The sequence below is a fragment of the Rhodanobacter sp. UC4438_H5 genome (assembly GCF_052978405.1).
Window position 1 is genome coordinate 3,728,743 of record NZ_CM129672.1, and the last position, 13,688, is coordinate 3,742,430.

At 70.7% G+C, this 13,688-nt stretch carries 11 protein-coding genes; 4 read left to right on the forward strand and 7 right to left on the reverse strand.

All coding sequences use genetic code 11. From position 1 onward, the window contains the following. Positions 1 to 51: 51 nt before the first annotated feature. The 4 genes from ACVCL9_RS17075 to ACVCL9_RS17090 all read left to right on the forward strand — a co-directional run bounded on the left by ACVCL9_RS17075 (position 52) and on the right by ACVCL9_RS17090 (position 6,372). Positions 52 to 1,341 carry an NAD(P)/FAD-dependent oxidoreductase gene (locus tag ACVCL9_RS17075; protein WP_447097229.1) on the forward strand — a complete coding sequence of 430 codons (1,290 nt, stop codon included), beginning with the start codon at positions 52 to 54 and terminating at the stop codon, positions 1,339 to 1,341. A 104-nt stretch (positions 1,342 to 1,445) separates the two neighbouring features. Next, positions 1,446 to 2,522: an efflux RND transporter periplasmic adaptor subunit gene (locus tag ACVCL9_RS17080; RefSeq protein ID WP_447097228.1), complete on the forward strand. Its 1,077-nt coding sequence runs from the start codon at positions 1,446 to 1,448 to the stop codon at positions 2,520 to 2,522. Continuing rightward, on the forward strand, positions 2,519 to 5,782 hold the full coding sequence (locus ACVCL9_RS17085; protein ID WP_447097227.1) for an efflux RND transporter permease subunit: 3,264 nt from the start codon (positions 2,519 to 2,521) through the stop codon (positions 5,780 to 5,782). The genes ACVCL9_RS17080 and ACVCL9_RS17085 overlap by 4 nt, the downstream gene beginning before the upstream one ends. Before the next feature lie 83 nt (positions 5,783 to 5,865). Further along, the gene (locus ACVCL9_RS17090) at positions 5,866 to 6,372 is read left to right on the forward strand and encodes a DnrO protein (RefSeq protein ID WP_447097226.1); all 507 of its coding nucleotides are present in this window, start codon (positions 5,866 to 5,868) and stop codon (positions 6,370 to 6,372) included. Positions 6,373 to 6,392: 20 nt separating this feature from the next. Here the strand turns inward: ACVCL9_RS17090 and ACVCL9_RS17095 are convergent, their stop codons facing one another. The 7 genes from ACVCL9_RS17095 to ACVCL9_RS17125 all read right to left on the reverse strand — a co-directional run bounded on the left by ACVCL9_RS17095 (position 6,393) and on the right by ACVCL9_RS17125 (position 13,622). Further along, the gene (locus tag ACVCL9_RS17095; protein ID WP_447097225.1) at positions 6,393 to 7,592 is read right to left on the reverse strand and encodes an acetate/propionate family kinase; all 1,200 of its coding nucleotides are present in this window, start codon (positions 7,590 to 7,592) and stop codon (positions 6,393 to 6,395) included. Between the two features lie 13 nt (positions 7,593 to 7,605). Continuing rightward, positions 7,606 to 8,577 carry a bifunctional enoyl-CoA hydratase/phosphate acetyltransferase gene (locus ACVCL9_RS17100; RefSeq protein ID WP_447097224.1) on the reverse strand — a complete coding sequence of 324 codons (972 nt, stop codon included), beginning with the start codon at positions 8,575 to 8,577 and terminating at the stop codon, positions 7,606 to 7,608. 102 nt (positions 8,578 to 8,679) lie between these two features. Continuing rightward, positions 8,680 to 9,480 carry a universal stress protein gene (locus tag ACVCL9_RS17105; protein WP_447097223.1) on the reverse strand — a complete coding sequence of 267 codons (801 nt, stop codon included), beginning with the start codon at positions 9,478 to 9,480 and terminating at the stop codon, positions 8,680 to 8,682. 138 nt (positions 9,481 to 9,618) lie between these two features. After that, positions 9,619 to 10,353 carry a cyclic nucleotide-binding domain-containing protein gene (locus ACVCL9_RS17110; protein WP_447097222.1) on the reverse strand — a complete coding sequence of 245 codons (735 nt, stop codon included), beginning with the start codon at positions 10,351 to 10,353 and terminating at the stop codon, positions 9,619 to 9,621. Positions 10,354 to 10,483: 130 nt separating this feature from the next. Next, positions 10,484 to 11,269 carry a prephenate dehydrogenase/arogenate dehydrogenase family protein gene (locus ACVCL9_RS17115; protein ID WP_447097221.1) on the reverse strand — a complete coding sequence of 262 codons (786 nt, stop codon included), beginning with the start codon at positions 11,267 to 11,269 and terminating at the stop codon, positions 10,484 to 10,486. Further along, complete coding sequence (locus ACVCL9_RS17120) at positions 11,266 to 13,221, reverse strand: pyridoxal phosphate-dependent decarboxylase family protein (protein WP_447097220.1); 1,956 nt, start codon at positions 13,219 to 13,221, stop codon at positions 11,266 to 11,268. Before ACVCL9_RS17120 ends, ACVCL9_RS17115 begins: the two co-directional genes overlap by 4 nt. Continuing rightward, positions 13,218 to 13,622, reverse strand: a complete 405-nt coding sequence (locus ACVCL9_RS17125; protein WP_447097219.1) for a SirB2 family protein — start codon at positions 13,620 to 13,622, stop codon at positions 13,218 to 13,220. Before ACVCL9_RS17125 ends, ACVCL9_RS17120 begins: the two co-directional genes overlap by 4 nt. Positions 13,623 to 13,688 lie beyond the last annotated feature (66 nt).

The following is a 13,688-nucleotide window of genomic DNA, read 5'->3' on the forward strand; positions in this document are numbered from 1 at the left end:
CGGTGCCGCCGGCGCACGCTGTCGGCACCTTCAATGCAGGAGTTAGTCACCATGAGCGACGTCGTCATCCTGGGGTCGGGCCTGGGCGGCACCAGTGCCGCCTATGAGATCAAGGCTGCACTGGGCGATGCCCACCGCGTCACCGTGGTCGGCGAAGGGCGCCTGTTCTCCTTCACGCCATCCAACCCGTGGGTGGGCATCGGCTGGCGGCAACCGGCCGACGTGCAGCTCGACGCGGCCGCGGCGATGGCACGGCACGACATCGCCTTCATCGATTCGCCGGCCAGCGCGGTGCGCCCGGCCGACAACCTCGTGGTGCTGGCTGACGGCCGCGAACTGAAGTACGACTACCTCGTCGTCACCACCGGCCCGCGGCTGGCGTTCGACGAGATCCCCGGGCTGGGCCCGGTCGACGGCTACACGCAGTCGGTCTGCACCACGCCGCACGCGACCGCCGCGTGGCAGGCGTACCGGCAGTTCCTGGAGAACCCCGGACCGGTGGTGGTCGGCGCGGCGCAGGGCGCCAGCTGTTTCGGCCCGGCCTACGAGTTCGCGCTGATCCTCGACACCGACCTGCGCCGGCGCAAGTTGCGCGACCGCGTGCCGATGACCTTCGTCACCAGCGAGCCGTACATCGGCCACATGGGCCTGGGCGGGATCGGCGATTCCCGCGGGCTGCTGGAGCGCCAGTTGCGCCAGCGCCACATCAAATGGATCTGCAATGCGCGGATCGACAAGGTCGAGGATGGCAGCATGCACGTCACCGAAGCCGACGCGCATGGCCAGGCGCAGGAGCAGCACGCGCTCGCGTTCCGCTACGCGATGGTGATCCCCGCCTTCACCGGCGTCGCCGCCGTGCGTGGCATCGAGGGCCTGGTCAATCCGCGTGGCTTCGTGCTGATCGACAAGCACCAGCGCAACCCCACCTTCCGCAACGTGTTCTCCGCCGGCGTGTGCGTGGCGATCCCGCCGGTGGAGGCCACCCCGGTGCCCACCGGCGCGCCGAAGACCGGTTTCATGATCGAGTCGATGGTCAGCACCCTGACCGAGAACATCAAGGCGGACATCGAGCACCGGCCGGCCACGGCGGAAGCGACCTGGAACGCGGTGTGCCTGGCCGACATGGGCGACAGCGGCGCGGCGTTCGTGGCACTGCCGCAGATCCCGCCGCGCAACCTGACCTGGGCGAAGGAGGGCAAGTGGGTACATCTGGCCAAGGTGGCATTCGAGAAATACTTCATGCACAAGATCCGCACCGGCAACACCACGCCGGTCTACGAGAAGTACGTGATGAAGGCGCTGGGCATCGCGCGCATCCGGCCCGGCACGGGCGGCGAATGAGTACTCCCCGCGAACCGCTGACGGAAGCACGCGATGCAAACCCGCCATCCCGCCTGGCGTGTCGCGCGCGCCCACGCCGACCCGCGTTGCGAGGTCGCGTCGTGATGCGCGCGCTGCGCCCGGCCATGCTTGCGCTCGCGCTGGCCGCGCTGGCCGCGTGCGGGCGCACGCCGGCGCCGCCGGCTGCCACGGCACCGCCGCCGCTGGCCGCGCTGACCGTGCACCTCGAAACGGCGCACGACGAGCAGGCCTGGGATGGCGTGGTCGAGGCGGTGCACGAGGCGGTGATCTCGGCGCAGACCAATGCGCGGGTGGTCGAGTTGCCGCATGACGTCGGCGATGCCGTGCGCAAGGGCGACGTGCTGGTGCGTTTCAGCGACGTCGAGCAGAAGTCCGCAGGGCGCGCCGCGCAGGCGCAGATCGCCGCGGCGCAGGCGGCGTATACCGAGGCGGATACGTCCTACCGGCGCTTCGCCGGGATATTCGAGAAAGGCTTCGTTTCCAAGGCGCAGCTCGACGCCGAGCGTGCCCGTCGCGACGCCGCGCTGGCGGCGCTGCAGTCGGCCCGCGCGCAGTCCAGCCAGGTCGGCCAGCAGCTCGATTACACGGTGCTGCGCGCGCCGTACGACGGCATCGTCACCCGCCGCTACGTGCAGGTGGGTGAGGCGGTGCAGTCGGGCCCGCCGGCGCCGCAGCCGCTGATTGCGCTGGCCTCGCTGCAGGATCTGCGGGTCGGCGTGCAGGTGCCGCAGAGCGCGATCGCCGCGATCCGCCGCTACCACGCCGCCGAGGTGGTGCTCGACGACGGCCGCCGCGTGGCGGCCGGCAAGCTCACCGTGTTTCCCTATGCCGACCCGCAGACGCACAGCTTCCGCGTGCGACTGGAACTGCCCGGCGACGGTGCCGGCCTGGTGCCGGGCATGACGGTGAAGGTCGCCTTCGCCAGTGGCGAGGCGAAGCGATTGCTGCTGCCGATGAGCGCGCTGGTGCAACGTGGCGAGCTGGTCGGCGCGTACGTGCTGGGCGCGCATGACGTGACGCTGCGCCAGTTGCGCCTGGGCCATCGCCACGGCGATCGCGTGGAGGTGCTGGCCGGGCTGGACGACGGCGAGCGCGTCGCCACCGATCCGGCCGCGGCGGCGCGCTGGCTGGTCGCGCAGCGACGCGGGGACGCGCCGTGAGCGGGCCTCGGCTCGGCTTCTCCGGCCGCATCGCGCGCGCGTTCCAGGATTCGCCGCTGACCCCGATCCTGGCGATCGCGGCGCTGCTGCTGGGCCTGGTCGCGGTGATGATCACGCCGCGCGAGGAGGAGCCGCAGATCGACGTGACCATGGCCAACGTGATGGTACCGTTTCCCGGCGCCGACGTGCGCGACGTGGAGAACCTGGTGGCGTTCCCGCTGGAGCAGAAGCTCGCCGAGATCGAGGGCGTCAAGCACGTCTATTCGGTGAGCCGGCCCGGCATGGCAGTGATGACGGTGGAGTTCCAGGTCGGCGTGCCGCGGCAGGCCGCGATCGTGCGGCTGTACAACCAGGTGTTCCAGAACCAGGGCTTCGTGCCGCCCGGCCTCGGCATCGGCCCGCCGCTGGTGCGGCCGATGGGCATCGACGACGTGCCGGTGATGGCGCTCACGCTGTGGAGCGACGACCCCGCACAAGGCCCGGTGCAACTGGCCGAGGTGGCGCATGCTCTGGAGACCGAATTGAAGCGCGTGCCCGGCACGCGCGACGTCTACACCATCGGCGCGCCGACCCGCGCGGTGGTGGTGCAGCTGGACGCGGCGAAACTGGCTGCCTACGGCATGACCGCGGGCGACCTGTCGAACGCCTTGAAGGCGGCCAACGCGGTGACCCAGGCCGGCGACCGGGTGAGCGGCGACCGCGATGTGCCGGTGACCGCCGGGCGTTTCCTCGCCGACGCGGCGGAGGTGTCGCAGCTGGTGATCGGCCTGAAGAACGGCCAGCCGGTGTTCCTCTCCGACGTGGCCACGGTTCGTCCGGGCGCGGACCTGCCCGACAGCTACGCCTGGTTCGGCGCGCCGGCGGGCCGGGCCGGGCCGGCCACCGGCCACGCGCCGGCCGTGACCATCGCGGTGGCGAAGAAGCCCGGCACCAACGCCGCCGACATCACCGGCGCGATCCGCCAGCGGCTGGCCGCGCTGCGCAACGTGGCGATTCCCGCCGACGTGCACGTGGTGGTCACCCGCGACTACGGCCAGACCGCCACCGACAAGGCGGACAAGCTGATCCACAAGCTGATCTTCGCCACCTTGTCGGTGGTGCTGCTGGTGCTGCTGGCGTTGAGCTGGCGCGCGGCGGTGGTGGTCGGCAGCGCGGTGATCGTCACCCTGGCGCTGACCTTGTTCGCCTCGTGGGCGATGGGCTTCACCATCAACCGCGTCTCGCTGTTCGCGCTGATCTTCTCGATCGGCATCCTGGTCGACGACGCCATCGTGGTGGTGGAGAACATCCACCGGCACATGGCCGGATCGGAGACGACTCGGGGCGGACGCACCTTGCGCGAGGCGATCCCCGAGGCGGTCGGCGAGGTCGGCGGGCCGACCATCCTGGCCACCTTCACGGTGATCGCCGCGCTGCTGCCGATGGCCTTCGTGTCCGGCCTGATGGGGCCGTACATGCGGCCGATCCCGATCAACGCCTCGGCCGGCATGCTGCTGTCGCTGGCCGTCGCGCTGGTGGTCACGCCGTGGCTGGCGCTGAAACTGCTCGGCCACCACAGCCACGCCGAAGCCGCGCCGGGGAACGCCGACAGTGCGAATGACAGCCGCCTGCACCGCACGTTCCGACGGCTGATGCTGCCCTTCCTCGATGGCCCCCGCGCGCCGCGCCGACGGCACCTGCTGTTCGCCGCGATGGGCGCACTGGTGCTGGGGGCGGTGGGCCTGGTGGTGGTCAAGGCGGTGGTGCTGAAGATGCTGCCGTTCGACAACAAGTCCGAGTTCCAGGTGGTGGTGGACATGCCCGAGGGCAGCACGCTGGAGCGCACCAACCGTTTGCTCGGCGAGCTGGCGCAGGCGGTGGCCAAGCTGCCCGAGGTGAAGGACTGGCAGGGCTATGCCGGCACCGCGTCGCCGATCACCTTCAACGGGCTGGTGCGCCAGTACTACCTGCGCAGCGGCCCGATCGTGGGCGACCTGCAGGTGAACCTGGTCGACAAGCACGAGCGCTCGCGGCAGAGCCACGCCATCGCGCTGGCCGTGCGCCCGGCGCTGGCGCAGATCGGCGCGCGCTACGGCGCCTCGGTGAAGGTGGTCGAGGTGCCGCCGGGGCCGCCGGTGTTGGCGCCGATCGTGGCCGAGGTCTACGGCCCGGACTACGCCACCGTGCGCAAGGTGGCGCTGGGGCTGGAACAGGATTTCAAGGCCAACCCGGACATCGTCGACGTCGACACCAGCGTGGAAGCGCAGGCGCCGCGCGACGTGCTGGTGGTCGATCGCGCCCGCGCGGCGCGGCTGGGGCTGGATCAGGCAAGCATCGCGCAGGCGCTGCGCACCGCCTTGTCCGGCGACGACGCCAGCTGGCTGATGGACGGCCACGCGAAGTACGCGGTGCCGATCCGCCTGCGCCTGGGCGCGGGCGACCAGGCGTCGATGGAGCAGTTGCTGGCGCTGCGCGTGCGTGCGGCCGGCGGTGCGTTGGTGCCCCTCTCCGAGGTGGTCCGCGTGCAACCGGCGCAGCGCGAGCAGGCGATCTGGCACAAGGATCTGCTGCCCTATGCCACCGTCACTGGCGACGACGCCGGCAGCACCGACAGTCCGCTGTACGGCATGTTCTCGCTGGTCGGCAAGCTCGGCCACGACAAGGTGGCGGGGCAACTGCTGCAGCAGCACTTCATCGCGCAGCCGACCGATACCACCGATGCCGCGGTGAAGTGGGACGGCGAATGGCAGATCACCTACGAGACGTTCCGCGACATGGGCCTGGCCTATTCGGCGGGCCTGCTGCTGATCTACCTGCTGGTGGTCGGCCAGTTCAAGAGCTACCTGGTGCCGCTGATCATCATGGCGCCGATCCCGCTGACCGTGATCGGCGTGATGCCCGGGCATGCCCTGCTGGGCGCGCAGTACACCGCCACCTCGATGATCGGCATGATCGCGCTGGCCGGCATCATCGTGCGCAACTCGATCCTGCTGATCGACTTCATCAACCACGCGCTGGCCGCCGGCCAACCGTTGCGCGATGCGGTGATCGACGCCGCGGCGGTGCGCGCCAAGCCGATCGTGCTGACCGGCCTGGCGGCGATGATCGGCGGCTTCTTCATCCTCGACGATCCGATCTTCCAGGGCCTGGCGGTGTCGCTGATCTTCGGCATCCTGGTCTCCACCGCGCTGACCCTGCTGGTGATCCCGCTGCTGTACTACGCCTGGCTGCAGCGGCGCGCCGGGCCGGATGGCCGATTGTCGCAGGCGCCGCCGGCTTGACCCCGGTCAGGCCGGAGTGCGGGCGCCGGGCGCTAGCATGCATGTGTCCGCGGCGTCCGCGCCGCCAAGCCGGAGATATCCGCATGAAAGCTGTACGCATTCTTCTCGCCAGCGCCTGTGCGCTCGGCCTTGCCACTGCGGCGCAGGCCGGTCTGCAACACGCCCACGCCGAGCACGACAGCCACGCGGCACACGCCGCCAGCGCCGCCACGCAGGTGCCGGCGCAGCGCTGGACACCGGATGCCCCGCTGCGCGCGGGCATGCGCCGCGCGCACACCGCGGTGGCCGAGCTGGCCCACTACGAGATGGGCCACATGAGCGCGCCGATGGCGGTCGATCGCGCCACCGAGGTGGAGAGCGCGGTGACCTACATGTTTGCCAACTGCAAGCTGTCGGCCGAGCCCGATGCCGCGCTGCACGGCATCCTGGTGCCATTGCTCACGGCCGCGCAGGCGCTGAAGGCCGACCCGGCGAAGGTGTCCGCGGTGGCCGACATGCGCGCGGCGATCGCGCATTACCCGCAGTACTTCGACGATCCCGGCTGGGACAAGCCGGTGCCGGCCGAACACGTGATGCACGACGAGCCCTGAACATCGCGCCGCGCCCGTGATCAGCCGATGCCGCCCAGCGCCGCGGCGGCATCGCGCGCGGCGATCCATTCCTCGTTGGTCGGCTCGACGCCGACGATCACGCGACTGCCGTCGGCGGAGACGATCGGCGCGTGCGCGGTGTTGCGGTCCTCGTCCAGCGCGACGCCGAGGAAGGCGAGATCGCGGCACACGCGTTCGCGCACGAAGGCGTTGTGCTCGCCCACGCCGGCGGTGAACACCAGCAGGTCGAGTCCGCCCAGCACCGCCGCCAGCGCGCCGATCTCGCGGACGATGCGGCGCACGTAGAGTGCGAGCGCCAGGCGTGCGCGTTCGCCGGGCTCGCCCGCGTCGCCTTCGTGCTGCACGATCACGCGCGGTTCGGACGACACGCCGGAGACGCCGAGCAGGCCGCTGCGGTGGTAGAGCAGGTGGCCCACCTCTTCGAGCGAGAGCTTCTCGATCTCCATCAGGTACAGCAGCGCGCCGGGGTCGAGTGCGCCGGTGCGCGTGCCCATCATCAAGCCGTCGAGCGCGGAAAATCCCATCGTGGTGGCGACGCTCCGGAGGTTGCGCATCGCGCACAGGCTGGCGCCGCTGCCCAGGTGCGCGACGATGGTGCGCCCGCGTGCGGCCTCGCCGTGGCGTTCGGCCAGCGCGGTCGCCATGAACGCATACGACAGGCCGTGGAAACCGTAGCGGCGCAGGCCTCGCTGCCAGGCATCCCACGGCAGCGGCAGGATCTGCTCGACCGTCGGCATGGTGTGATGGAAGCCGGTGTCGAAACAGGCAACCTGCGGCAGCTCGGGCGACTCGCGCAGCAGGATCTCGATCGCCTCCAGCGCGAACGGCTGGTGCAGCGGCGCCAGCGGCACGTAGCCCGCCAGGTCGGCCAGCACGCCGGCATCGATCCGCGTGGGCTCGAAGTAGCGGCTGCCGCCGTGCACCACGCGATGCGCGACCGCGGCGAGGCGTCGGCCGTCCAGCCGCGCGCGCACGCGCTGCAGGATCAGCGTCAGCGCCGCGCGGCAGGGCTGTGCCGGGTCGAGCGCAATCGCGAACGGCGCGACCCCGGTTTCGCCGAAGTCGGGCGTCGGGCCACCGATGCCCTGCACCTTGCCGTTCCACACCGGCTTGCGCGGCAGCGGCACGGCGGCCGCGTCGAACAGCGCGAACTTGATGCTCGACGAGCCGCAGTTGAGGACCAGGATCAGGGGCGTCATGGTCGCGGTCGGATCAAGGCGGGCTGGTGCGGTAGTGGTGCGCCAGCAGCAGCGCGATGGCGCACGAGGCGAGCCGCGAGCGGCGCGAATCGGAGCGGCTGGTGAGCACTATCGGCACGCGCGCGCCCAGCACGATGCCGGCGCTGTCGGCATGGCCCATGTATTCCAGCTGCTTGGCCAGCATGTTGCCGCTTTCCAGATCGGGCACCACCAGAATGTCGGCCTGCCCGGCCACGGCTGAGACGATGCCCTTGACGCGCGCGGATTCGGGCGAGACCGCGTTGTCGAACGCCAGCGGCCCGTCCAGCAGGCCACCGGTGATCTGGCCGCGGTCGGCCATCTTGCACAGCGCCGCCGCATCCAGCGTGGACGGCATGCGCGGGTTGACGGTTTCCACGGCGGCCAGGATCGCCACCTTCGGCTCGGCCACGCCGAGGACGTGGGCGAGGTCGATCGCGTTGCGCACGATGTCGGCCTTGTCCTCCAGCGTCGGCGCGATGTTGATGGCCGCGTCGGTGATGATGAACGGGCGCGGATAGGCGGCCGTCTCCATCACGAAGCAGTGGGTGATGCGCCGCTTGGTGCGCAGCCCGGCGGCGGTCGGAACGATCGCGGCCATCAGTTCGTCCGAATGCAGGCTGCCTTTCATCAGCGCATCCACCTCGCCGCGGCAGGCCATCGCCGCGGCTTCGGCCGCGGCGGCGTGGCTGTGCGGCACGTCGATGCACTGGATGCCGTCCAGGTCGATCCCGGCTGCCGCGGCAGCGGCCTGCAGCCTGGCGCGCGGGGCGACCAGCACCGGCCGGATGATGCCGGCATCGCGCGCGTCGATCGCGCCGGCGAGGCTGAGTGCGTCGCAGGGATGGACGACCGCCATGCGCACCGGCTCCATCGCCTGCACGTGGGCAATCAGGCGTTCGACCCCGCGCAGCACGGGTTGCGCCGACGGCGCATGAACGGTGCTGGCAGGCTGGCTGCGGCTCATGGTGTGTCCCTGGGTTTTGGCGTCGACGATCGGCTTGCGGCACCGATGCATGGACGCTAGCTGAAGAGGCGCGGCGCGCGCAAACCGGCCTGGACCGGCGATTCAGTGCGCGAGAAACAGCGGCAGGCTCGCGTTCCTGAGCATCCAGCGCGTGACGCCGCCCATCGCCAGCTCGCTGAGGCGCGAGCGGCCCCAGGCGCCCATCACCAGCAGGTCGGCATCGAATGCCCGGGCGGCGGCCAGCAGCGCGGGGCCTTCGTCGTGTTCGGCCGGGAACGGCTGCCATTGGGCCTCGATGCCGTGGCGCGCGAACCAGCCGCGCAGCGGCAGCGGCGGCGGACTGATGCCGGGCAGGCCGCCACGCTCGCCATCGAGCACCCGCACGACGGACGCCTGTGCCAGCAGCGGCAGCGCAGCCTTCACCGCCTGCGCGGCTTCGCCGGAGCCGTTCCATGCGATGACGATGCGCCGGGCCTGCAGCGTGTCGCCGCCGATGTCGGGCATCAGCAGCATCGGCGAGGCGCGGGCGAACAGCGCGCGCGTGACATCGTCGACACCGGGCGCGGCATCCGGATCGCTGACCTTCAGTTCGCCGATCATGAAATCGGCCAGCCGCGAGCGCTTGCCCAGCGCCTGCCCGGAGATGCCGCGCATCACCTCCCATTCGCCCTCGACGCCCGCGCTTCGGCACTGCTGCAGCCACCAGTCGCGTCGGGCCAGCGCCGCCTGTTCCTCGGCGGCCAGCACGTCGATCACGTCCGGTATCGCCATCAGCGAAGGGCACACCGCGACCACCTGCAGCCCGGTGACGAAGGCGCTTTGGCGCTTGGCCAGCGCCAGCGCCGCACCCGGCCACGACGGGTTGTCCGAGGTCCCGCCGACGTTGACGATGATGTCCAGCACGATCTCTCCCGCACCGGCCGTGATGGCCGGGCACGCTGGCATGCTCTGGCCGATGGCGCCGCGCGGTTTTGACCGTGGTCAAACCCCGGCACGAAAGCGGCGTGACCGGGCCGGCGGCGCGCCGCGGGACCCGACGGCCTACGCCATGTCGATGTCGCCGCCGCAAAGTTCGTCGAGCAGGTCGCGGCGCAGGATCTGCACCGACTTGCGATTCACCGAGAGGATGCCGGCCGATTCCATCTTGCCGAACAGCCGGCTGACCGTCTCCAGCGCCAGCCCGAGATAGTTGGCGATGTCCTCGCGCGACATCGGCAGGATCAGCGCCAGCGGGTCGCGCGACAGGCGCGCATAGCGGTCGGACATGCGCCGGATGAAGAACGCCAGCCGCCGCTGCGCCTGCTGCTTGCCCATCAGCACCAGGTGGCTCTGCTCGTTGACCAGCGCGCCGCTGATCACCCGCATCAGCTGGTGGTTCAGCGCCGGCAGGTTGGCGGTGGCCTCCTGCAACTGGGCGTAGCGTAGTTCGCACACGCTGGAGCGTTCCAGCGTCTGGGCGGTGCACGGGTAGTGCTCGTTGATGAGGCCGCCGATGCCCATGATGTCGCCGGGCAGGTGGAAACCGAGGATCTGCACGTCGCCTTCGGAACCTTCCACGAAGGTCTTAAGCGCGCCGGCACGCACCACGTACAACGCGCTGAACTTGCGCCCCTGCGGGAACAGCGTCTGCCCGCGATCGAGCGGCAGCATGTCGTGCGCGGAGGCGTTGAGCGTGTGCAGGTCGCCCGCGCTGAGTCCCACCGGCAGCTGGAAATCGTGGATCGCGCAGTAGCCGCAGTTGCGCCTGAGCTCGTCAAGATCGAGATCTGATGTCATGCCGTTCGACGCCCTCGCTGCCTTCAATGGCTCATCCGCCGGCACACGTGGCAGCAGGATCGAACCTGCCGTGCGTCCATCGACGGGTGGCTCAGATTAACCCTTCTGCCGTCGGGCGGGCGCATCGCCCTCATTCGCATTCGGGCCGCGCCGCGATCGCCATGCCGTCGTCCGCGTCGACCAGCAGCTGCCGGTGGATGCGCTCCAGTTCGCGCAGCAGGCTTTCGCGCGCTTCGGCGGCGTACGGATTTTCGCGCTGGATCGCGCCGAACAGGTGGCCGGCATCGCCGCGCACCGCCTCCAGCATGCGCTGCAGGCCCTGGAACGACGGCGGCGCCATCGGCATGGCCTCGTCCACGCCCATGTCGATCAGCCCCTTGGCGATGAAGAACGCCAGGGCGTGCGTGCCGGCCATGGCGCGGTCGTGGCTTGCCGGGTCCTGCACGATGACCTCGCAGTCCAGCGCGCGGAACAGTTCGCCGGCGCGCGCGGCAGCTTGCGGGTGCGCCGCGGCGGGGCACAGCACCACGCGGCGCGGGTGGTCGCCACGGGCCAGGCTGATCGGACCGAACAGGGGATGCGTGCCGAGGTGCGGGATGTCCATGCCGAGCAGCTCGTCCATCAGCGCGCAGGGATGCAGCTTGACGCTGCCCACGTCAAACACGGTCTGCCCGGCGTGCAGCAACGGGCGCAATGCCAGCAGCGCGGCGCGCAGCTGCGGCACCGGCATGGCCAGCACGATCCAGCTGGCGTCGGCAGTTGCGGCGACCAGCGAGGGCGCCGCCAGCTCCGCCGGCACCGTCGCCTGCGGGTCGAACACCTGCACCGGATGGCCGGCCTGCAGCAGCAGTTCGACGAAGGCCTTGCCGAAGCGGCCGTAGCCGAGCACGGCCACGCGCGGCAGCGCGGCGCTCACGGCGGCGCGACCGTCGTCGCCAGCAGGCGGCGCACGCGCCGGCCGAGGAAATCGAAATAGCGGTCGATGTAGCTGATGCCGTTCTCGTGGTCGATCAGGAACGGGTTCATCAGCGTATGGCGCAGGATCAGCAGGCGGTCGTCGTCGGCCACGAAGCTGGCCGGGTCCAGCCCGAGTGCGGCGAAGATGCGCGCGGTCTGCGCCGTGCCGAGCATGTCCGCGCGCAGGCTGGTCACCGAGCCGAAGAACTCCTTGGTCTGCAGTGGCTGGCGCGGATCGCAGCGCAGTTCGTCGTGCAGCGCGCGCACGAAGGAGTTGGCCGTCGCCACCGACGTGTTGCCGCGCGGGTTGAGCGCGAGGCAGACCAGGTTGCTGTCCGGCGCGAACGGCACCAGCGCGTGCACGCCGTCGGCCAGCTCCAGCGCGAAGCGCTGCGCACGCGCGTGGAAGGTCTCGGCGGCGCGCACGGTGGCACGCGGCAGGGCGCCGAAGTGGGCATGGTCCAGCGGCAGCACCTTGTGCGTCACGTACACCGCGGCCGCCGCGGCGCCGGATTTGGAACCTTCCGGGATGAACTGGCCGAGGCTGCGGTAACGCGCCAGGTAATCCTTCGGCGTGCCGCCGTGGAATACGTAATCCGCGCGCTCGGCCAGCAGCGCCATCGCGCGGTGGTCGCGGCAGACGAAGGCACCCGAGCCGTAGGGCAGGTAGCCGAGCTTGTGCGGGTCGACGGTGGCCGAGTCGGTATCGCCCAGCGCGGCGAAGGCGGCGTGCACTGCCGGCGTGGGGAACTGCACGTAGTCGGCGGCCACTTCATCGCGTGCGCGCAACGAGCCGTCCTCGTGGCGGAACACGGTGGCTAGGTAGCCGCCCCAGGCGGCGTCGACGTGCACGGCGAAGTCCAGCCCGCGCCCGCGTGACGCCTGCCGTGCGGCCAGCACGGCGTCGATCGGGTCGATGGTGCCGTACTCGGTGCCGCCGAGCACGGCCACGCACATCAGCACACTCTGGCGTTCGCGCGCACAGCGTTCCAGCGTGTCGCACAAGGCGGCGCCGTCCAGCCGCATGCCGTCGGTGGGCAGCAGTTCGAGCTGGTCGCGGCCGAGGCCGAGCAGCTTCAGCCCCTTGCTCCACGAGTAGTGCGCGGTGACCGGCGCCAGCACCAGCGGGACCTTCAGCTGCACATGCGCGGCGAAGAAGCCGACCAGGCCGCGCTGTTCGATGCGCTCGCGCTCGACGCGCCGCAGCCAGCGCGAACGTTCGGCCGGCGTCTGCGCGGCGAGCCAGGCTTGCCACGCCGTCAGCAAGGCGATGCTGTCGGCCTGGGTGAGGTTGAAGGCGCTCCAGTCGTCCGTCGGCAGGTCGAGATCCGGCACCTGCGCCGCGCGCAGCGCCACCGGGAATGCCTTCAGCGCCAGCGCCAGGCGCAGCGCCTGGTAGTTGGCCAGGGTGCCGCCGGAGGTGAGATGGCCGAACGCGCAGGCGTCCTGCGCCGGATCGTGCGGGTAGCCGAGCATGCGCGCCAGCTGCAGGCCGGCCTGCACCTCCATGTCGACGGTGACCGGGGCGGCGTCCTCGCTGACGTTGTTGGGGTTGTACGGCAGCGTCAGCATCTGCGCGGCCAGCCCCGGCAGCAGCAGGTCGCTGGCCATGTGCCCGATGTAGCGCGGGCTGTGGAACGGCACCGACTTCTTCAGCGCGGCGGAGAGCTGGTGCAGCTCGCGGCGCATGCGCGATTCGAAGGCGAGGTAGTCCGGGTGGTGCGCGGCGCCGGTGCCGATCGCCGGCGGATCTTCGGGGTGGAAATTGCGCCGCCAGTACACGTGGTCGCGCAGGAACTCCACCAGCATCTTCTCCAGCAGCGTGTCGTTCTCGCCGTAGGGGCCGAGGAAGCACGCGTCCAGCGTGTGGTCGCGCGAGACGTCGTGGTTGAACGGCTGGGCCGCGCTCATGCCAGCCATCCGTGCAGCCAGCCCAGCGGGTGGTGCATGCGCGCGACGCCGAGCATCCAGGTATAGGTGGCCAATGCAGCCACGTAGAAGATCATTCGGGCGCGCGGCGCATGCACGCGCTTCATCGCCAGCATGGCCAGCGCAACGTAGGCAAGCAGCAGGATCAGCTTGACCGTGAGCCAGCCGTTGGCGAACAGCGCACCGGGCAGGATCGATACCAGCATCAGCGCGGCGGTCAGCAAGACGGTGTCGATGGTGTAGCTGAGCAGGCGCAACGGCGCGCCCTGCGCCACGCCGGCCAGCCGCGTCTGTGCCATCAGCCCGCGCAGCGCGAACAGGCCGCCGCTGAGCAGCACGCAGAGGATGTGGACGGCCTTGATCTGGGGGTAGAACTCGATCATTTCGGCGCCGGGATTCGTGATTCGGGACTTGGACAAGCATCAGGGCGCGCCATGTGGCGCGCCCTG

Coding starts and splice junctions, on each gene's coding strand:
- ACVCL9_RS17075 (WP_447097229.1), top strand. CDS start 52: ATGAGCGACGTCGTCATCCTGGGGTCGGGCCTGGGCGGCACCAGTGCC.
- ACVCL9_RS17100 (WP_447097224.1), bottom strand. CDS start 8,577: ATGAGCCGCAGCCAGCCTGCCAGCACCGTTCATGCGCCGTCGGCGCAA.
- ACVCL9_RS17080 (WP_447097228.1), top strand. CDS start 1,446: ATGCGCGCGCTGCGCCCGGCCATGCTTGCGCTCGCGCTGGCCGCGCTG.
- ACVCL9_RS17095 (WP_447097225.1), bottom strand. CDS start 7,592: ATGACGCCCCTGATCCTGGTCCTCAACTGCGGCTCGTCGAGCATCAAG.
- ACVCL9_RS17125 (WP_447097219.1), bottom strand. CDS start 13,622: ATGATCGAGTTCTACCCCCAGATCAAGGCCGTCCACATCCTCTGCGTG.
- ACVCL9_RS17110 (WP_447097222.1), bottom strand. CDS start 10,353: ATGACATCAGATCTCGATCTTGACGAGCTCAGGCGCAACTGCGGCTAC.
- ACVCL9_RS17090 (WP_447097226.1), top strand. CDS start 5,866: ATGAAAGCTGTACGCATTCTTCTCGCCAGCGCCTGTGCGCTCGGCCTT.
- ACVCL9_RS17120 (WP_447097220.1), bottom strand. CDS start 13,221: ATGAGCGCGGCCCAGCCGTTCAACCACGACGTCTCGCGCGACCACACG.